The sequence below is a fragment of the Pseudofrankia coriaricola genome, from assembly GCF_032027725.1.
Classification (GTDB): domain Bacteria; phylum Actinomycetota; class Actinomycetes; order Frankiales; family Frankiaceae; genus Pseudofrankia.
Map to the genome: position 1 here is coordinate 25,265 of NZ_JASNFO010000027.1, position 20,450 is coordinate 45,714.

The window sequence follows — 20,450 nt, forward strand, 5'->3', positions numbered from 1 at the left end:
CGCTGCATCCGCCGCTACACAGGAGATCCTTATTCAGATCACCAATTTTGACAAATTTTTTGCGCCGCACGCCCTCGAGTACCCAGCCGCGACCGTGATGGACGGCCCGCCGCCGGGCGGCGGGGCGGCACGGGCACCAGTGCCAGGGGCGGGGGCTACGGGGTCGGGGTGACCCCGGTGGTCGGGGACGAGCCAGGTGTGGTGGGCGCGGTGGCCGTGTCGGTGATCTTCGGCGTGGTCGGCGTCGTCGGGGGCGTCTGGGTGTCGGTGACCGGGGAGGTCGGGGTGGTCGGCGGGTTGCTGGTGGGACGCTGGGAGGGGGGTCGGGTGGTGCGCCGCGGTGACGGCTTGGCGGAGGTGGGTTCGGCGGACGCGGACGCGGACGGGGAAGCGGACGCGGACGCGGACGGGGAGGATGAGTCGGGCGCGGACGTGGCGACGGCGGGCGAGGTCTCGCTGACCGACAGGCCAGGGTCGCCGTCGCCGCCGCCGGCGTTGGCCAGGAGCAGGGCGATGGCGACGCCGCCGCCGAGGAGCAGCACCACCATGGTCGCCAGCAGCGCCTTCATCGTCGTCGACGGCCCGGTCCGCCTCACGTCGCCCGGCCGTCCCCGCCCGTCAGACCAGCCCGCGCCCTCCCCGGCGGCCGCCCCGAAGGCGTCCGTTCCGGCCCCGCCGCGCCCACGGGGCAGGGGACCTGTGGGAGGGCGTACGTAGGTCGGCACGTCGGACCCATCGGTCCAGTCGTCACCCTGGCGGCCCGGCCCGCCGCCGGCCGGCAACGGGCCGGTGACATAGCCCGGGCGGGCGCCGTCACGGCCGGCGGGAGGGTACCGGTCGCCGCGTGGCGGCCCCGACGGCTCACCCGGGCGGCCTGGCCGCGGCTGGCCAGCGAGTCCCTGGGTGGATCGCAGGTTCAACGTCTGCCCGGCAGAGGTCCCCCTGAGCGCGTCCGCCTCCGCGGCCGCCCGCGAGCGGGCCGACGGGGCAGACGGGGCGGACGGGGCGGACGACTTGGACGGCGGCAGGGCCAGGGGCGGCGCCGGGGTCGGCGGCTGCTCGACCCACGTCACCAGCGCGGTCTCGACCGCCTGGTCCGACTCCAGGGGAGTGCGGATCTCACGGTGCAGCAGGCCGCTGACGAGAACCGTCGCGGACGGACGCGCTCGCGGGTCCTTCGCCAGCGCCGCCCGCACCAAGTCGACCAGCTCGGGCGGGACGCCGGCGAGGTCCGGCTCGGCGTGCTGGATGAGCCCGACGGCCTCGAGCGGGCGCGAGCCACGGAACGGCGAATGCCCGGTGGTGGCGTAGGTGACGCAGGCGCCCCAGGCGAACACGTCCGCCGGCGGGCCGACCGCCTCGCCGCGCAGCTGCTCGGGCGCCATCCAGACGAGGGTGCCGATGCGTTGGCCGAACTGGGTCTTGGCCTGGGTGAGGTCGGGGTCGGAGTCAGTGGTCGAGCCGCCTAGCAGGGGCTGGGTGGTCAGCGCGACCCCGAAGTCGATGATCTTCGGCCCTTCCCAGCCGAGGATCACGTTGGCCGGCTTGAGGTCGCGGTGCACGACGCCGACCGCGTGCATCGCGACCAGCCCGTCGGCGAGGCCGGCGGCGAAGCCCACGACGAGCCTCGGCGCGAGCGGCCCGCGGCCGGCGACCGCGTCGAGGAGGGTCGCGCCCTCGACGTACTCGGTGGCCAGCCACGGCGACTCGGCCTCGGTGTCCGCGGCGACGACGGTCGCAACCGAGCTGCTGCCGATCATCCGGACCGCGTCGACCTCACGCCGGAAGCGTGCGCGGAACCGCGGGTCGCCGGCGAGCTCGGGCGTGGGGACCTTCACCGCGACCGGGCGGTCGTCCGGCCCGAACCCGAGGTAGACCGTGCCCATGCCGCCCGAGCCGAGCCGGCCGGTCATCCGGAACGGGCCGATCATGCGCGGATCGGCGTCGCCAAGTGGTGCCAGCACAATTCCCCCAAGCCCCGAGGTGGCGCCGCGTCCGAATCAGAGCCGCCGCCGACCTCAGGAAGGTGGCACCACCAGTGCCCATCACCCTCTCAACAGTCGACCCGCCGCGCCGCACCTTTGCCCGACATCACAGATGTCGGTGTTGGGACACACCCATCCGTGCCAGCGGGGCCCGGTGGAGAAGGCGCCGCACGGCGCCGTGAATCCGTGCGCTGTGAATCCGTGACGCCGTGACGCCGTGCGCCAGCGAATCCGTGCCACCGCGAATCCGTGCCGCCGTGACACCGTGCCGCCGTGACGGCCTGACGGCCTGACGCCGCGAGGTCAGCGGCGGCTGCCGTCGACGCTGGGGTCGGAGGTCGGGATGTCGGACTCGTTCTGGGGGCGGAAGGACTTGCCGTCCCAGTTGTAGCGAATCTGGACGGTGCTGCTCGGGCAGCAGTCGCCGTCGGGGACGTCGTAGACGCCGTACTCGAGGACGACGTAGCTGGGCGTCTGCTGGACCACCTCGATGTGGCGGCTGGGGTCTTTCAAATCGGTGCCGATGTACTCGCCATTCGCGAAGACAAACGCGAGCTGCTCCGTCGTGTCGTTCCCGTTGACGTCGCCGCCGGGCACGTCCCTGGTGCCGATGACGACGTTGAGGTCGCGGTTCCGGTCGAAGGTGTTCATTTCGGCCCGGTAGCCCTCGCCGTCGACGATCCCGCTGACCTCCTGCGCGGTCAGCAGATGACGGGTCGGGGACGGGCCGCCGGGCGTCGTGCCCTGCCCGCCCGTGGACGGCCCGCCGCTCGTCGACGGCCCGGTGGGCGCGCCCGAGTCCGCCGGGGTGGTGACACCGGCCGTGGAGGCGGACACGTCCGGCGAGCCGCCGTCGCCGCGGTTCGCGAGCGCCAGGGCGACGGCGGCCGCGCCACCGAGCAGCAGGACGAACGCGACCACGAGCACGACGGTGCCGGCGGACCGGCGGCGCGGCGGCGGCACGGGAGCGGGCCGGGCCGGCTGCCGGGCCCAGCTGCCCGCCGGCGCGCCGCCGGCCGGGTAGCCGGGGTCGCGATACCCCGACCCCCCATAGCCACCGCCATACCCGCTGGTGCCGTAGCCGGCGCCGGGCGGTCCGCCATAGGCCGGCGGCGGGGTCGACGGGCCATAGGCCGGCCGCGGCGGCGGCGAATGCTGGTACCCAGCCAGCGGGTACGGGCCGGGCGGGGTCTGGTACGGCGCGCCGGGCTGTCCGGGCGGTGGGCTGGGCTGGCCAGGCGGCGGGCTCGGGAGCTCCCAGAGCCTGGCGAGCGCGGTCGCGTAGCGGTCGTCGCCGACGGCTCTGGTCGCCGTGTCGGCGGCGGCGACGCCGCGCAGCAGCCGGTCGCGCAGCTCGGCGGCCGACGGCCGGCTCGCCGCGTTCTTGTCCAGCGCGGCGCGCACCATCGGCAGCAGCGACGCGGGCACGCCGGACAGGTCCGGCGGCTCGTTCATGATCTTGAGGGCGATCGCCTGCGGGTTGTCGGCGTGGAACGGCGCCCGGCCGGCCGCCGCGTAGGCGACGCAGGCACCCCAGGCGAAGATGTCGGCCGCGGGGCCTGCGCGCTCGCCGCGCAGCTGTTCGGGGGCCATCCAGACGATCGTGCCGACGAGCATGCCGGTGCTGGTGTGCTGCGTCGCCCCGCTGGCGCTCGCGACCCCGAAGTCGATGACGCGGGGGCCGTCCCAGGACAGCAGAATGTTGGCCGGCTTGAGGTCGCGGTGGACGACACCGGCGGCGTGGATCGCGACCAGCGCCTCCGCGAGGCCGACGGCGAGCCCAGCGACGAGCCGCTCGTCGAGGCGGCCCCGGCCGGCGACCGCCTCGGCCAGGCTCGCGCCCTCGACGTACTCCGTCGCCATCCAGGGACGCTCGTCGTCGGTATCAGCGTCGAGGACGGCGGCGACGGCGCGGCCGTGCACCCGGCGGGCGGCGTCGACCTCGCGGCGGAACCGGCCGCGGAACTCGTCGTCGCGCGCCAACGCCGGCGAGGGCACCTTCACCGCGACCGCCTTGTCGGCGGGTGAGAACCCGAGGTAGACGGCGCCCATGCCGCCTCTGCCGATCAGACTCTGGATGCGGTAGGGCCCGATCTCGCTCGGGTCGTCCCTGCCCAGCGGCGTCAGCACGCGTGCTCGTCTCCTCCCCGGAACGCTCGGTCGCGCGGCGCCCGGTGCCTTCGGCGCGCCCCGCGCTCTCCCGGCTCCGGCGGTTCGGCGGTGGTGTCATGTCGTGAGGTCGGTGCGGTGGTACCCAGGTGGTGCCTATGTGGTGGTTCCTCGACATCGGGTGCGGTATGCCTCCCCACGGGCACGCCGGCGGGTCGCCAGCGCGCACGGCCGGTCACCCGGACACGTCGCCTTCGTATGCATTCTCGCCTGACGCCGGATTCGCCTGCCTCGAAGGTCTGGCCGACAGTGGAGGGCGCGGCCGGCGCCCCCGTGGCGATGTGCCAACCTAGAACGCTGAAGTGGCGTTTCGCGCCCCTCGACCGCGCCCCGCACCGGGTGCACCCGCCGGCCACGCTCGCACGCGCCCGGCGCGGGGCTGGCACTCCGGTGTAGGGACGGGCTGGGGCGCGGGTCGAGGCACGCAGAGAGGGTCTGGCGGATGTCGGGGGAGAAGCCGGTCGAGCGCGACGGCGGGCGGCCCGGTGACCAGCTCACGGGCGGCCAGGTTGGCATCCTGCTTACACTCATGGCCGAGGCCCGGCCCGTGCCCAACCCGGAGCTGGCCGCCCGTTTCCGGCTCTCGCTCGACGGTGCCGACCGCCGCCGGCTGAACGGCCTCGGGCTCGTCACCAGCCGCCGGGCGGGCCGGTCCTACGTCCACGAGCTGACCGCCGCCGGCTGGGCCCGCTGCCGCCGCGAGCTCGCCACACCGCCGGCCGGGCGAGCCGGGAGCATCCCATCTGGAGCCGTCCACGCGCTGCTCGCCGCGCTCGCCGGCCACCTCGACCGCACCGGCCTCACCCTGGCGGACCTCTTCCGCCCCCCGCCGGCCGGTGGGGCCGAGGCTGGGGCCGGCGAGGCCGGGCATGAGGTCGACCAGCGGATCAGGACGGTGTACGGGACGCTTGCCCGGTGGCCAGGGGACTGGGTGCGGCTCGCGGACCTGCGGCCGCGCCTCGGCGCGGATCTCACCCGCGCCGACGTCGACGCCGCGCTGCGGCGGATGAACCGCGGGCCGGGAGTGACCGTCGCGCCGGACGAGGACCAGAAGGCGCTGACGGGTGCCGACCAGCGTGAGGCAGTCGAGATCGGCGGCCAGGCCAAGCATCTGATCATGGTCGAGGGCTGAGCGTATGCCGGCACCCACCGAGCGCGACGCCTTCGCCGCCCTCAACCTGAACTGGATCCGCACCGCCGACGGGGTGTGGACGCCGTCACCCGTGCATGTGGACGGGCTGCACGCGGACACCGTCCGTTCGCTGCTCGACGCGATCCGCGACGCCGCGGCGAGTCCCGAGGACAACCCGCCGGGCCTCGTCGTCCAGGGGCAGGCGGGCGCGGGCAAGACGCACCTGCTCGGCTGGGTCCGTGAGCAGGTGCACGAGGCCGGTGGCTACTTCTTCCTCGTCGGCCCGCTGGGTGGCGCGGCGCCGTTCTGGGAGAGCGTCATCGGTGCGATCGTCGACGGCCTGACCCGCCCAGCCGAGGGCGGCCAGACCCAGCTGCGGCTGTTCCTGCGTCGCCTCGCCGACGTCGTCGGTGCCTCGCCCTCGATCGTCGGCGCGGTCACCGGCCGGATCCCGCTGGAACCTGTCCACCTGAAGGACTTCGTCGTGGCGCTGCGCAGCTACGACCGCCGCCTCGGCGGCGACTGCCAGGACACGCTGCGGGCGCTGGTGCTCTTCGGCTCGGACGACCTCGACGACGAGGACGTCGGGCGCGGCTACCTGCAGTCGATGGAGGAGCAGTTCCCGAACGAGCGCGCCGAGCGCGGCATGCGCTCGCCCGCCAAGCCCGCCACCGAGATCGTCCGCGAGTTGTCCCGGCTGCTCGCGATCACCGGCCCGACCGTCATCGCCGTCGACCAGATCGACACCGCCACCGCCGAGACCCACCTCCCCCACGACCACCCCGACCCCGCCGACGCGCCGAACGACGACGCGCCCGGTCCACGCGGACCGGGCGGACCGGGCAGTCAGGGCGGTCAGGGCGCACTGAGTGGTCAGGGAGGGCCGGGCGGCCCCTGGGTCAGCCCGATCGTCAACGAGGTCGCCGACGGCCTGCTGGGTCTGCGCGACCTGACCACCAGGACGCTGTGCCTGCTCGCCTGCCTGCCGATCACCTGGGACCTGGTGGCTACCCAGGCGGTCCGCTCGGTGCGCGACCGGTTCCGGGTGGTCAGCCCGCTCGGCGTCATCGGCGCGGGAGAACTCGCCGAGCAGCTCGTCGCCCGCCGGTTCGACCAGCGCTACCGGACGATCGGGTTCACCCCGCCGTACCCGACCTGGCCGGTGCGCCCGGAGGCGCTGCTCACCGCGGGCGATTACACCCCGCGGGCGCTGCTACAGCGCATTGACGCCCACGTGCGCGCCTGCCTCGCCTCGGGCACCCACACCGAGCTGCGCTCCTTCGACGACGTCGCCGTCGAGGATGCCATCGGCGTGCCCGTCCTTGGCGCGGCGCCCACGGCCGGGGCGCGGGCGGCCGGCGGGGGGCCGATCTCCGTCGGCGGCGGCACGATCATGGTCAACGGCGCGGCCGAGGAGGAGGAGTTCGACCTCGACGGGCCGGCCGGTCGGCGGCTGGTCGTCGGCTTCGCCGAGCTGGACGTGGCCTGGGCCCGGCTGCGCGCCGGCGCGCCGGGGCTCGAGGCGCTGGCCGACCGCGACGAGGACGACGCCGTCCCGGACCTGCTCGCCGCCGGCCTGGACGCCTGGATCGCCGAACTCGGCCCGGCCGGCCGCGCGTTCAGCCGGGACGCGCGGCCGAGCGCCAAACCAGCGCTGCACGCCCGGCTGCGCCGCGTCCTCGATGAGACGACCGGCGACGAGGCGCACTGGTCGTTCCGGGCGATCCTGACCACCCACCCGGGCACGGCGCTGACCAGGCTGAACAACGCCTGCACGATGGCCGGGATCGCCACCGGGATCGGCGCGGGCGAGGGCGGCCGCATCCGCCGCCGCGACCGGGGCCTCGCCGGGCTCGACGGCGCCGCGGCGGCCGGGCGGCGGGCGCTGGTGGTGCTGCGCTCCGCCGAGTGGAGCAAGGGCGTGAAGACGCAGGACGCCCTCGAGGCGTTCGAGCGGGCCGGCGGCATCACCCACTTCCTCTCCGACGAGGACCTGCGGACGTTCGCCGCGCTGCGCCAGCTGCTCGACGGCCGGCACCCGACGCTTCAGACCTGGCTGCTCGCCCGCCGCCCGGCGAGCTCCACTCCCCTGCTCACGGCGGCGCTCGACGCCGTCTACCGCGAGCTTGCTCCCGAGCCGGGCCACTACCCCCCGGTGGTCGCCGCCCCGGCGACCCCACCCGCCCCGAACCCGTTCGTGGTGATGACCGCCCAGCCGCCCCGCCGCACGCCCTTCGCTCCCGTTCCCGCCCCGGTCCCGACGACGCTCGTCCTCGCGTCCCTACCCCGGACCGCCGATGCCGCCGCCACGCACCCGCGGCCGGCCGTCTCACCGGCGCAGGGTTCCGCGCCAGCGCGGGTCCAGGCGCCGGCGCCGACCACGGTGACGCCGTCGGCCCTTCCGGTGACGTCGTCGGCCCCCCTTGCTCCGCGGTCACCCGCGGTGCCGGTTCCAGTGCCTGTGTCTACGCCGACGCCGACGCGCGACCCGGCGAGACCGCCGTCCCCCTGGGCGCCGCTGCCGCCGCCGGCCGCGCGGCGGGCGGAGTCGTCGGAACCGGCCGTGGCATCGCCGGAACCGCCAACGGCGCCGCCTGTTCCATCCGTCCCGGCGCCCGCTCCGCTCCCGCCAGCCCTGCCGGACCCGCCAGCCCCGTCAACGGCGCCCGCGGTCGCGGGGGCGGAACTGACGCCGCCGGTCCCGCCCGTCACTCCGGTGCGCCCGATGCTGTCGGCATGGTCAGCGTCGGCCGAGCCGCCGACCGCCGTGCTGGCTCCCTTGGCGCCCCTGGCCCCGCCTGCCCCAGCCCCGCCGCCTCCCGCTCTCGCGCCGTCCTCCCCGTCGACGGCGCCGACGGCGGAACTGGTGCCACTGGCGCCGTCCGGACCGGCTGTACCGGCCACACCGCCCGTCCTCCCGGCGTTCTCACCGCCACTCGCGCCGGCGGCGTCGATGACGTGGCCGGACCCGCTGACGACGCCGCTCGCCCCCGTGGACCCGCCGGTGCCAGTGGCACCGGCGAATCCACCGACGGTCCACGTCGCGGCGGCACCGCAGGCATGGACCGCGCCGGCACCCCTGGGCGCACCCTCCTCACGGCCAGTTCGACCGGGTGAGACGTCACCCGCCGAGCCAGGGCAGCCGACGCCCGCCGGGCCGGAGGCACCCAGGTCGGCGGCACCCAGGCCGGAGACAGCCAGGCCGGAGACAGCCAGGCCGGAGACAGCCGGGCCAGAGTCAGCCGAGCCGGCGGAGGCAGCTGGCTGGCCGCGGGCCTCGCGGCCGTCCTCGCCGAGGACGCCCTGGGGGGCCGGCCCGGACGACGATGTCCACGACGTGACCTCCTCACCGCTGCTGGTGCCGGTGTTCGTCCCCGGCGCGCCGGCGCGCTCCCAGCCGGCTCCGCCGCCGCCCGCGACGACGGCGGACACCGCTCCCGACGCGCCCCTGCTGGTGCCGGTGGCGCTGCCGGGAATGCCCGCGGCGGCGACGCACTCCGGCAACGCCGACCCGCCGCCGGTACCCCCGCCGCCGGCGACGGCGGCCTCGCCCAACGGGGCGCATGCATCGCCAGCGGCGGCGAATGCCCAGTCTCCGGCCGCTTTCGACCCGGTTACCTCCCCGGCAGGGGTCGCCCTGTTGGTTCCGGTCACGAGCCCCGGGGCCGGCGTCCCCAAGGCGCCGGTCGACCCGGCGCCTTCCCCGGCGCCACCCGAGGTGTCCCTGCGCTCCCCTCTCCCCTCCCCGGCGGCACCAGCCCCGGCTCAGATGCCCCAGCTCGTGCCGGTCACGCTGACGCTGACCGCCGGCGGCGACGGGTCGGCCGGTCATGACGAACGGGCCACTCTTCGTGCCGACGCCGCCCGGCTTCCACCGGTCGCCGCTCCGGCGGCGCTTCAGCCGCTGGCTCCGGCTCTACCGGCCCCGGCTGTTCCGGCCCCGGCCAAACCAGCTCCGGCCGTACCGGCACGGGCTGTACCTACACAGGCTGTACCTGCACAGGCGGTCGAGGAGCCGGGCGAGCTGGTGACGCTCGGGGCGGCGGCGGGGACGCGGGCAGCGGTGGAGCTCCGGCTGGCGGCGCTACGCCGGCACACGGTGGTCTTCGCCGGGTCCGGCTCGGGGAAGACGGTGCTGGTGCGCAGGCTGGTCGAGGAGTGCGCGCTGCGCGGCGTCTCGTCGGTCGTGCTGGATCCAGCGGGCGAGCTGGCGCGCCTGGGCGACGCCTGGCCGTCGCCGCCCGGGCACGGCCGGAGCCGCGGCGACGCGGAGCTGGCCCGCGAGTATCTGGCGGCCACCGATGTCGTCGTGTGGACGCCGAACCTCGACGACGGCCGGCCGCTGCGCCTGACCGCGGGCGGCGACGGTCCCGCGACCGACCCGGGTGAGCTGCTCACCCCGGCGCCGGGGCGGCGCGCCCGGGTGTCGGTGGTCAGCCTGATGGGGCTGCCGACGGTCGAGGGGCGGCAGGCCTTCGTCAGCGAGCTCCAGCGGGCGCTGCTCGCCTGGACGGGCGGACGCCCGGCGGCGGGCCGGCCTCTCGCCGGCCTGCTCGTGCTCGACGAGGCGCAGACGTTCGCGCCGGCCGGGCAGGCGACGCCGTATACGGACAGCACGCTCGCGCTGCTCGACCAGGCCGGCGATCACGGGCTGGGCCTGGTCTTCGCGACCCAGTCCCCCAAGGGGCTGGACCCGCGGGTGTCGGCGGGCGCTGCCACGCACTTCCTCGGCCGGTTGAATGTCCCGGTACAGATCGACGCGGCCCGCGCGCTGGCGACGGCGCTCGGCGGCGAGGCCCCGGAGATCGGCCGTCTCGGCGTCGGCGAGTTCTACGCCGCGAGCGCCGGCCTCCCCATCCAGCGGGTGAACACCCCGCTCTGTCTCACCCATCACCCCGGCTGGCCGCTGCCTCTGGCCGACGTCCTGGCGCGCGCCCGCCGCCGCTGACCGCCGCGTCGACCACGCCGTCGCGCGGGACTCCCACGCCCGGTGCCCGATCGGGGCACGGGGCACGGTCCGACGTCGGACCGACGATTGGTCACCGGCGGCCCGACCGACGGACGTCCTGATCTCGACGAGCCGGTCAGGATGGCCGAGCAGGCGAGCCTTCAAGATCGAAAAAACGATCCGGACTCGTCAACGGCGTGGACCACGCGGTGGGTACCCGCTGCCGGGCAGGAGCAAGGGACCGCGATGCCTCCAGCCTCCACAGAGCTGAGCCATCGGCTCGGGTGACCGACAGACTTCCGAAGGTGGTGGAGGACGTCGCCGGCGGTACAGGCGGCCGGACGGCTACCGGTCACGCTGGGGGTCCGTCCGCACGGAGCGCGCGCTCGTCCGCGCCCGGTCTTCCTCGCCTGACACAGGGTGGCTGGTTGGCGGGCCGGCGCGGCCGGTCGCCGGGAGGTCGTGGTCCTGGTCCTGGTAGTCCTCGTCGTCCTCGTCGAAGAGGGGGTCGGAGCAGTCACCGGGTTGGGTCGGCTCGGGGTCGGCGGCCGCGTCGCTGGCACGGCAGTCGTCGATGGGCGGGCGGACCGGGTTGTCGCCGTGTCGAGTGTCGTCCGCGCGGGCTGGGGGTTCCCAGATTCCGGTGTAAAGATGGTCGAGGCCGCGGTGTAGGGGATTTCGGCGGGGCTTGCGTTGGGGATCGACGGAGTAGGGCGGGACGAAGTATGGGTGACCGTCCGGCCCCATAACGACGGCCCATTCTCCTCGGTGCACGGTCCGGTGGTGGAAACCGCACAGCAGGGCGAGGTTGTCGAGGTTTGTCTCGCCACCGGAAAGCCAGTGATCAATGTGATGCGCGTCTGTCCATGTCGCGTTCTTCTGGCAGCCAGGAAACACGCACCCTCCGTCGCGGGCGGCCAGGGCGCGGCGTAGCGATGGTGGGACGAGGCGACGGGTGCGGCCGAGTTCGAGGGGCGTTCCTTCCCGGGAGAGCAGGATATGCGTGAGGTGGGCGTCGCAGCTGATTCTTTCCAGGGCGGCATGCGACAGTGGCAGGTCGTGGCCGGTGGTGGCCGGGGTGGCCCCGTGTCGACCGAGCAGTGCGTCGATCGTCGTGGTGACGGTGAGGTGGGGCCGGGTGCCGCGGGAGATCGGCAGGGTGCCGGTGCCCAGGACGCGTTCGGTGATCTCGATGAGGGCGTCGGCGCGTCGTTGAGGGATGGTGCGGTGATCTTCCGGGTTCTCGCCGAGGGGTCTGGGCTTGGCGAGGGGTTCGAGGGCGGCGCGCAGGGCCGCGGCGCCGTCGGCGTCGAGGGTGCCGTGGATGCGGGTGGTGCCGTCAGGCTGGTCGGTCAGGTGTAGCTCGCGGCGTCGTGCCTGGTCGCCGTCGTCGTGGGGGTCCGAGCCGGGCGGGTGTAGCTGGTCCTGTAGGCGGGCGCGGATCGTCTTGCCGAGGGCGGCGAGGTCGCCGGCGTCGAGGGTTTCTGCCTGGGTGAGCAGGAACTGTTCGGCCCAGTCGCGCTGCTCGGATGGGGTGTCCGCCGGGAGTGCTCGCAGCGCTGTGACGATGACGGTGGCCTGGTCGCGGCTGATCGCCGTACTGGCCAGGGCGTGGCCGGTGCGTGGGTAGGTGAGGTCGAGGTCGCGGGCCAGGTCGACGGTGCGCCGGGCGTCGGCGGGGCGGATCTTCAGTTGCCAGCGCAGGAGTTCCGCCGTCGAGGGCAGGTCCTCCTCGCCGAACACGCCGCGCAGGTCCCGGCCGCCCAGGTCCCGGACCGCAGAGAACAGGACCGAGGCCAGCAGCCGGCCGGCCCGCTCCGCGGCGTCAAGGAATTCCAGCGCCTCCGGGTGGGACAGCGCCCACAGGTTCGCTCCGGCCAGCGTCTTCAGCCCGCCGACGACCCCGTCCAGCTCGGCCAGCACATGATGCCGCCCGCCAAACCCGGCACCGCCCCCGCAGTTAGCGGTGTCGAAAACATGGTTTTCGGATACCGCCACGTAGTTCTCGTGCCCATTTTCCGCGGCGCCACCTCGGTTGGTGTCAGACGGAGCCTGAGGGATTCCGGTGTCCGGCCCGGCCCACACCTGGGCGGGCCGGCCATCCGGTTCCTCGGGAACAGGCGGCGCGAGCATGCCTCAACGGAACCACGCATTCGAACATATGTCCAGTTCTTGTCATTCGGGGGTGTACACCCCCGAATTTTTGGAAGTCGATGAGCAATTATCGGAAGTGCGACGCGGCGACGCTGAAGAATAAGCGGCTGGCGGCGACGCTGCGGCCAATGGAGCCGGAAATCGGGCCGCCTCCCGGCTGCGCGGGCGATGGACGACTCATCCGCCGCATCGCCGCCCCAGGCTCGCTTAGTTCGACCCGCCACGCCCTCCGGACCCGCAGTGGGCTCGTATCGCTACCTGAAAAGGCCGACGTCCGGCTGCCAGTCCCCGAAAGGGTCCCGCGGTAGACCTTCCCGTTCCGCCTCACCTACCACCCCGGCTGACCGCCGCTCCCCCGGCGACACCTGACCCGCTCCTGCCACCACGGACCGCCCGCCGGTCAGCACAGCCTGGCCCGGGGCTCACGGCGGGGTACGGGCCGCGCTGGTCGCCGGCGCGTCCAGCGCCCCGGGCTCGGTGCCGACGACCGTCCCTCGGCGACCCGGCGCACCACCCCGCGTCCGGCAAGATCAGAAAGATGGTGAAGGCTCGTCAACGGCGTGGACCACATGGTGGGTCACCGGCCGGCCAGGCGGGAGCCGACCCGCTCGCGGGAATGCGGCGACCCCCAATGAGCCCCGGCCTTTTAGGATGCGCGAAGATAGTCTTCGCGTAACCTATCGAGAGGACGGGGCATGTGGAGCTATGAGCACAGCGTCGCGACGACGGCGGAGGCCGGCGCGGTGTGGCGGCTGTGGGTGGACGTGGCGGGCTGGGGGGCCTGGAACGCGGATATCGAGCAGATCGAGGTCAGCGGGCCGTTCGCCGTGGGAAGCGAGATCGTCATGAACCCGCACGGCGAGAACCCGGTGCGGCTGCGGCTGGCCGAGGTCGCCGAACCCGAGCGGTTCGTCGACGAGGCCGACCTCGGCGACGTCCTCGTGCGCACCACCCATCGCGTCGACCCGGTCGACGGCGAGCGCAACAGGGTGACCTACCGGATGGAGATCAGCGGCCCGGCGGCCGACGAGCTCGGACCCCGGGTCGGTCCGATGATCACAGCGGATTTCCCGGAGACGATCGCCGCGCTGGTCCGCCTCGCCGAGTCCACCGAGCCGGCGGCGGCACGGTTCGACGCACCCTAGCCAGAGGCGCCCTGGCCAGTCGAGGCGCCCAGCCCAGGGCCGCGCGACAATGGCCAGGGCCGCGCGACAATGGCCAGGGCCGCGCGACAATGGCCAGGGCCGCGCGACAATGGCCAGGCCCGTGCGGCCGGAAGGCGGAGCCAGCCGGCGGAGGTGACGGAGGGCTGAACGGTCGAGCGTGGCGCTGCATCCGAGTGAGAGCCCCGGCTTCCTGCTGTGGCACGCGACGCTGCGCTGGCAGCGCGCCGTCGCAGCCGCGCTGGCGCCGCTCGGCCTGACGCACGTCCAGTTCGTGCTGCTCGCCTCCGTTTGGTGGCTGAACGCGCAAGGCGAGCGTCCCAACCAGTTGGCGGTCGCCGCGTACGCCGGCACCGACGTGAAGATGACCTCCCAGGTGCTGCGCGCGCTGGAACGCAACGGCTTGGTCGAGCGAGAGACCGACCCGGATGACACCCGGGCGAAGCTGCTGCGGATCACCGAGCGGGGCGGTGAGCTGGCGCCGCGCGCGGTTGCGGCTGTCGAGCAGGTCGACGCCGCGTTCTTCCGCCCTGTGCGTGGCGACGAGGCGATCTACCTGCTGCGCCGGCTGACGGAGCGGGACGGCGGACCGGGCGGCTGACGCCCGCTCGGGCGGCGGCACCTCACCACTCGTCTTCGAAGCCTGGGAACGCGCCTGGTACCCGCAACGCCCGCCTGGCGCTAGTGGACGCCTCCGCTCTCCCCCGCGCCGCCGCCGAACCGGATCCACGCCAACCTTCGCCGAGCGGTGGCACTCGACAGCCCGCGTCGCCTGGGTCGCCTGGGTCAGGTGCGGGCGGGGGCGTTGGCGAGGATGGCGTCGTGGACGTACCGGGCGAGGCCTGGGGCGACGATCTCGTAGACCTGGGTGAAACGCTCGTCGGCGAGATACATCTCAGCGAGACCGACGTGGATGTCGTAGCCGCAGTCGTAGAACCACCGGGTGATGTGCTGGCGGTGTTCCTCGGCCAACGCCGTTGTCTCGGGACCGTCCGCAGGTAGACCGGACAGCAGCGCCTCGCGCCAGGCACGCAACGCCGCGTCGCTCTCGGCCTTCAGGCGCGCCCAGTCGTCCTTCGTGTAGGACGCGGCCCGGCGCTGGGACTCCTGGTAGGCGTCGGTCTCGCCGAACCGGTGCTCAGCCTCGTCGGCCCACTCACCGCCGACCTTGTCGGTGCCGAAGACCTCGAGTTGTTCCTCGGGGGTCAGTCGCATGCCCATGGCGCGTGCCTCCAGATGCCTGTCGAGCGCGGCCCCCAAGGCCGCGAGCCGCTCGCCGCGTTCCACCAGCAGCCCGCGCTGCCGGCGGAGGTGGGCAGCGGTGTCCACGCCCGGGTCGCTCACCAGTGCCCGGATCTCCTCCAGTGGGAAGCCGAGCTCGCGGTAGACGAGCACCTGCCGCAGCCGCTCGAGATCCGCCGGGCTGTACACCCGGTAGCCGGCCGCCGTACGTCCGGACGGGCAGACCAGCCCGATCTGGTCGTAGTGATGAAGCGTCCGCACGGTGACCCCGGACAACCCGGCCACCCGCCCGACGGTCAGCTCCTCGGCGCTCTCACCCTCCACATCTCGACTCTGCGCCCTGACGTCGCGGCAGGGTCAAGCTCGCCGGACGCGCCGGCGGAGGCGCTCGCCCGACGCTTCGCCGGACGCACGGCGGAGGCGCACGGCGGAGGCGCACGGCGGAGGCGCACGGCGGAGGCGCACGGCGGAGGCGCACGGCGGACCGGCCGCGGCGCGGCATCAGGTCGGACGAGAGGGCCGGCATCACCAGGGGCCGGCATCACCAGGGGTAGGTACCGCCGTTCTCGTTCAGGAACACTCCCGAGCCCTCGTCGTGCCTGGCGAGCACCTGGGCCGCGATGCGGGCGCCGCCCTCCTCGGCGCTGTCCCAACCGGTGTGGCCGTTGAGGTCGGTAGCGCAGTAGCCCGGGGAGAGCGCGTTGACGGTGATGCCGAACGGGCGGAGCTCGTGCGCGTAGATCAGCGTGATGGCGTTCAGCGCCGCCTTGGACGAGTTGTAGCCGAGCAGCTGCGCGTATCTTCCCAGCGTCGGATCGGGATCGGCCAGGAAAGCGAAGGTGCCCAGGCCGCTGGAGACGTTGCCGATGACCGCGCCGGGTGACCGGCGCAGCAGACCGATCAGGGCGTTCGTGACGGCCACGACGCCGAAGACGTTGGTCTCGTAGACCTCGCGCAGCGCGGCGACCGGCAGCGTGGAGGGCGTGCGCCCCTGGTCGCGGGTGATGCCGGCGTTGTTGACGAGGATGTCCAGCCGGCCGTGCCGGGCGTCGATGACCGCGGCCGCGTGCGCGATCGTCGCCTCGTCCGTGACGTCCAGGTGGAGAAACGCGGCGTCCAGTCCCTGCTGGGCGAGCGCCGCGGCCGCCGCCTCGCCCAGTTCGGGGCTGCGCGCGCCGAGCAGCACGGTGTGGCCCTGCCTGGCGACGGCCGCCGCCGTGGCGAGACCGATTCCCTTGTTCGCGCCGGTGACGAGCACGATCTTGCGAAGGGAGGCCTGGGAAGCGGGTTCGTGGGAGGTCATGAGTTTCACCGTCACGTCGGGGACCGGCCATGAGGAGAGCAGTCCCGAGGCTGGTATCGGCGGTCCCATGGTTCGCGGACCCGCGCGGGTACACCCTCGTGTCATGGACCAGGCCGGCCGCGACGAGATGGCGGCCTTCCTGCGCGGGCGGCGCGCCCGGGTACAGCCGGCGGACGTGGGCCTGCCGGCCGGGCCGCGCCGCCGTACGCCGGGGCTGCGCCGCCAGGAGGTCGCCCAGCTGGCCGGCATGTCGGTCGACTACTACGTCCGCCTCGAACAGGGCCGCGGGCCACGCCCGTCCGGTCAGATCCTCGGCGCCATCAGCCGGGCGCTGCGGCTCTCCGACGCCGAACGCGCCTACCTGCACCATCTGTCCGGCGAGCAGCCGCCCACCGCGTCCGTCCTGTCGTCCGACGTCAGTCCAGGGGTCCTGCACCTGCTGGACCGCTTCGACGACGCGCCCGCCCTGGTCTGCGACGCCAAGTACGACATCCTGGCGTGGAACCCGATGGGCGCGGCGCTGCTCGGCGACCTCTCGGCCCTCCCACCGGCCGAACGCAACGTCATCTGGCGTTTCTTCACCCGGGCCGGCGCTCGGGAACGGCACGACCCGACCAGCGTGGAGCGGTTCGCCCGCGAGTCGGTGGCGGACCTGCGCGCCGCCACGGCCCGCTATCCCCGCGATCCGGGCATCCGCGACCTGGTCCGGCGACTGCTCGACGTCAGCGAGGAGTTCCGCCGGCTGTGGGCCGAGCGCGACCTCCAGGTGCGCCGCTCGACCCACAAACGCATCCGGCATCCCGAGGTCGGCTGGCTCGACCTCGACTGCGACGCGCTGCACGACCCCGAGCGCGACCACTGGATCATCCTGTACACGGCCGCCCCCGGGACGCCCACCCACCGGGCGCTCCAGCTGCTCAAGGTCCTCGGGACGCAGTGGTCGACGGCGCCGGGGACGTCGCCCACGGCCTGAGGCAGCCCGCACGGGCGGTGAACGTACCGATGGGAGATCCGGCATGGTCGGGGGCCGGATCTCCCACCGGCTGCTGGCTACTCGGTTCGCAGCGCGACAGTTGCTCGGGTTCTCGCCGCCCAGCTGGCGGGCAGCAGCGCGCCCGCCACCGCGATGACCAGCCCGCCCAGAGCCAGCGGGACCACCACGCCCGGGTGGTAGACAGCGATGTCGGCGTGCGGGATTCCTGTGCCGACCGCGTGGCCCATCATCGGAACCACCGCGTGGTGCAGCGCGATCCCGACGGGCACGCCGACGAGGCCCGCGACCGCCCCGAGGCCGGCAATCGAGGCGATGACCATGCCGACGGTCTGTCGAGGCGTCATACCGAGCGCCTTGAGGACGCCCAGGTCATGGGCGCGCTCCCGGGTGTCGAGCACGACCGTGTTGAGGACGCCGAGGGCCGCCACGACGCTGAGCCCGAGGGTGAGCATCGCGATCAGCGCCTCCATCGTGGCGATCACGTCGGAACTCCCGGTGGTGGTGGCCTGGGCCGATGCTCCGATCGGTGCCACCGCGGTGTCGAGCGTTCGGATGTACCCCGCCAGGTCGGTCCCGGGCTTCAGGTCGACGTGGAACTCGTCCGGCCGCGCGTCGAGGCCGAGGCCGGTGAGGGTGGAGATGTCGGTCAGCAGGGTCATGCCGTCGTTGTGGAGGTCGAGGGCCTCGCCCACGATCCGGAGCCGGACGCTGTGCCCCTGGTCCGTGGCGGTCACGGTGTCCCCGACCCGGATCCCGGCGGCATGCAGGAACCGGGTGCCGACGACGGCCTGACCGGGCCCGCTGAACCAGGTTCCTGAGATCATCTGGTAAGCCGCCCAGGACGAGTCACCCTGGTACGCCGCGACGGTGGTCGCTCCGGTGATCCCGGAGACACTCACCTGGGCCTCCGTGCGGCCGTAGAAGTGGCGTGTTCCCGGCTGCGCGGTGATCGCGGCGGCGACAGCCGTCGGGTCTGGAGCGGTCGCCGTCGGGTCAGGGGCGCCGAGTGCCGGGGCGGAGGCGGCCGGTGGGCCACCGCCAGCGCGCGGGCCTGGCGGGCCCGCGTTCTCCCTGTCGGGCGGCCCCATGGTGAACACCGTTACCGGCCCGACCGCGTCGCGGTTGCCCGCGGCCTGTATGTCGCCCAGGCTGATTCCCAGGCCGACGGCGAAGGTGACCCCGATGGCGCCGAAGCCGACCGCGGCGGCGAGCACCGCCGACCGAGCGGGGCGGGCGAACGGATGGGCGAGACCGATCCCCAGGGCGCGCGGCACCGGCATCCGACCGGTCAGCCGCGCCACCGGGCGCCCATGACCGGCCCGGGGTGCCCGGCCAGCGCTGATCGCCTCGACGGTGCTCAGACGTCCGGCGCGCAGCGCGGGCGCGAGGGCGGCGCCGGCGACCACCGCGAGCGCGGCGGCGGCGACGGCGATGTCGACCCAGACGGGAATCGACGGGGCCGTGCTGCCGTAGGCGTCCGCCTGCTCGCGCAGCACCGGGACCGCCAGCAGGTTCCCGCCCAGCACACCGAGGACGACGCCCACCGACGCGGGGATCAGCGCCTGCCCGAGGTAGGCGCGCACGACCTGCGCCGGGGTGAAGCCGAGCGACTTGAGGATCCCGATGCGCCGGGTGGCGGCGCCGACCGCGCCGCTGACGACGATCCCGATGATCAGAGCGGACATGGCCAGCCCGAGGACGCCGAAGGCCGCCACGAACGGCACGAACGCGGCGGAGTTCGCGTTCGCGGTCTGCCGGACGGCCAGATAGGACTGCGCGCCGGTCAGCGCGCCGGGCGGGACCGCCGACGCGATCGCGGCCCGGCCGGCCGTGATCTGGCCGTCGGTGGCGGCGGCGGCGAATCGGTACAGCATCTGGTAGCCCGCCGTCGTGCCGGTGGCGGTCAGCGCCGGGATCTGCGCGGGGACGACCCAGGCGTCGGCGGTGTGGCTGACCGACCGGGCTGTGCCGACCACCGTCAGCGTCGGGCTGCCCGCCAGCCCGGGGAACCGCAGGCCGGCTCCCAGCGGCAGCGATGGTACGCCGTCGGCACCGGCGTCGAGCACGATCTGCCCGGGGCCGGTGGCCCACCGGCCCGTCAGCAGGGTGACGTGGTCGACCGGCCCACCGGGGTCGGCCCGACCGACGACGGTCAACGGCGGCAGGTCGATGTCCGGCGGTAGGTTCCCCCCGTCCGTTCCCCCGTCCGTGGTGGTCCGCGGCCGTGCCGGCACCGTCGGGAACGGCCCGGCCGCGGCCGTGACGCCGGTCAGGCGCGCGGTGGCTGCGAGCTGAGCGCCGGTGACCTTCGTGCCGTCGAACTGCCCGGCCAGGTGAGCGCCATGCTGCCCGGCGAACGCGCGGTCGAACGGCGCGTCGGAGGCCACCAGCAGCCCGGCGGCCAGAACCGACGCGGTCACCGCCACGAGGACGGTCAGCGTCATCACCACGGTCCGCACCCGGTGCCGGCCGACGCCGGCGCGCACCACCGCGCCCAGCGGGCCGGTCAGCCGGCGGCCCCCTGGCCGGCCACCCGACCGACCCTCAGGCCCGCGGCCAGGCTCGCGGCCAGGCGTCCCGTCGGGGCGACCGCCGGGCGGGACGCTCTGCGTACCCACCGCACCGGGGCTCGCGGTCATCGGGCCGCCGCCGTGACGTCCCGGGTGATCGCGCCGTCGACCAGCTCGATGGTCCGGCTCGCGCAGGACTCGGCGAGCGCGACGTCGTGGGTGACCAGCAGGATTGTCTGCCCGTCCTCGTGCAGCTCGGTCAGCAGCCGGGTGACCTCTACGCCGGAGGCGCGGTCGAGCGCGCCGGTCGGCTCGTCGGCCAGCAGCAGGGCGGGCCGGTTGATCAGTGCCCGGGCGACGGCGACGCGCTGGCGCTCGCCGCCGGACAGCCGGCCCGGGTAGGCGTGGGTGTGCCGGCGCAGGCCGAGGTAGTCCAGCAGCTCGGCCGCCCGGGCACGGGCCTTCGCGCGGGGCATCCCGGCGAGCTGGGCGGGCAGCAGGACGTTGTCGAAGACGGTCAGGTCGTCCAGCAGGTTGAAGAACTGGAAGACCATGCCGATCCGGGCGCGCCGGTACTTCGCCGAGGCGGCCTCGCTCAGCGCGTCCACGCGGACGCCGTCGACCGTGATGCTGCCGGTGCTCGGCCTGTCCAGACCGGCGATCATGTTCAGCAGCGTCGATTTGCCGCTGCCGGACGGCCCGAGGACGGCCAGCGCCTCGCCCGCGCGCACGGTCAGCGACAGGTCGGCCAGGGCCGCCGTCCCGCCGGCATACTTCTTCGTCACGTCACGGATCTCCATCATCGGCGCGTCCACGCGTCCCCCATCGGGTTGGGTCGGGAAAGGTCGGG

At 74.3% G+C, this 20,450-nt stretch carries 12 protein-coding genes; 5 read left to right on the plus strand and 7 right to left on the minus strand.

The genetic code is table 11. The features are described 5' to 3' along the window. Window positions 1-155 precede the first annotated feature (155 nt). Window positions 156-1,931 (minus strand): serine/threonine-protein kinase, encoded by a 1,776-nt coding sequence (locus QOZ89_RS15255; RefSeq protein ID WP_071052767.1) that lies wholly within the window; start codon window positions 1,929-1,931, stop codon window positions 156-158. A gap of 357 nt (window positions 1,932-2,288) precedes the next feature. Beyond that, on the minus strand, window positions 2,289-4,115 hold the full coding sequence (locus tag QOZ89_RS15260) for a protein kinase domain-containing protein (protein ID WP_071052766.1): 1,827 nt from the start codon (window positions 4,113-4,115) through the stop codon (window positions 2,289-2,291). Between the two features lie 481 nt (window positions 4,116-4,596). On the opposite strand from QOZ89_RS15260, the gene QOZ89_RS15265 reads away from it, so the two are divergent. Next, window positions 4,597-5,286: a hypothetical protein gene (locus QOZ89_RS15265; protein ID WP_071052765.1), complete on the plus strand. Its 690-nt coding sequence runs from the start codon at window positions 4,597-4,599 to the stop codon at window positions 5,284-5,286. Window positions 5,287-5,290: 4 nt separating this feature from the next. Further along, window positions 5,291-10,234: a helicase HerA domain-containing protein gene (locus tag QOZ89_RS15270; RefSeq protein ID WP_312624080.1), complete on the plus strand. Its 4,944-nt coding sequence runs from the start codon at window positions 5,291-5,293 to the stop codon at window positions 10,232-10,234. 345 nt (window positions 10,235-10,579) lie between these two features. Here QOZ89_RS15270 and QOZ89_RS15275 read toward each other — a convergent pair whose 3' ends face one another. Next, complete coding sequence (locus QOZ89_RS15275) at window positions 10,580-12,232, minus strand: HNH endonuclease signature motif containing protein (RefSeq protein ID WP_312624081.1); 1,653 nt, start codon at window positions 12,230-12,232, stop codon at window positions 10,580-10,582. 851 nt (window positions 12,233-13,083) lie between these two features. Here QOZ89_RS15275 and QOZ89_RS15280 point away from each other — a divergent pair. Both QOZ89_RS15280 and QOZ89_RS15285 read left to right on the plus strand, forming a co-directional pair. Then, window positions 13,084-13,533, plus strand: a complete 450-nt coding sequence (locus QOZ89_RS15280) for an SRPBCC family protein (protein WP_071052683.1) — start codon at window positions 13,084-13,086, stop codon at window positions 13,531-13,533. Window positions 13,534-13,711: 178 nt separating this feature from the next. Continuing rightward, on the plus strand, window positions 13,712-14,152 hold the full coding sequence (locus QOZ89_RS15285; protein ID WP_071052682.1) for a MarR family winged helix-turn-helix transcriptional regulator: 441 nt from the start codon (window positions 13,712-13,714) through the stop codon (window positions 14,150-14,152). 185 nt (window positions 14,153-14,337) lie between these two features. Here the strand turns inward: QOZ89_RS15285 and QOZ89_RS15290 are convergent, their stop codons facing one another. Continuing rightward, a complete protein-coding gene (locus QOZ89_RS15290; protein WP_312624082.1) occupies window positions 14,338-15,117 on the minus strand; it encodes a MerR family transcriptional regulator in 780 nt (259 codons plus the stop codon). 217 nt (window positions 15,118-15,334) lie between these two features. Beyond that, the gene (locus QOZ89_RS15295; protein ID WP_071052681.1) at window positions 15,335-16,096 is read right to left on the minus strand and encodes an SDR family NAD(P)-dependent oxidoreductase; all 762 of its coding nucleotides are present in this window, start codon (window positions 16,094-16,096) and stop codon (window positions 15,335-15,337) included. Between QOZ89_RS15295 and QOZ89_RS15300 the strand changes: the two genes are divergently transcribed. Further along, on the plus strand, window positions 16,095-17,069 hold the full coding sequence (locus QOZ89_RS15300) for an MmyB family transcriptional regulator (RefSeq protein ID WP_312624083.1): 975 nt from the start codon (window positions 16,095-16,097) through the stop codon (window positions 17,067-17,069). The two genes, QOZ89_RS15295 and QOZ89_RS15300, sit on opposite strands and share 2 nt — an antisense overlap. Before the next feature lie 77 nt (window positions 17,070-17,146). Here QOZ89_RS15300 and QOZ89_RS15305 read toward each other — a convergent pair whose 3' ends face one another. Further along, the gene (locus QOZ89_RS15305; RefSeq protein WP_312624084.1) at window positions 17,147-19,729 is read right to left on the minus strand and encodes an ABC transporter permease; all 2,583 of its coding nucleotides are present in this window, start codon (window positions 19,727-19,729) and stop codon (window positions 17,147-17,149) included. Then, the gene (locus QOZ89_RS15310; protein ID WP_312624085.1) at window positions 19,726-20,415 is read right to left on the minus strand and encodes an ATP-binding cassette domain-containing protein; all 690 of its coding nucleotides are present in this window, start codon (window positions 20,413-20,415) and stop codon (window positions 19,726-19,728) included. The genes QOZ89_RS15305 and QOZ89_RS15310 overlap by 4 nt, the downstream gene beginning before the upstream one ends. Window positions 20,416-20,450: the final 35 nt, after the last annotated feature.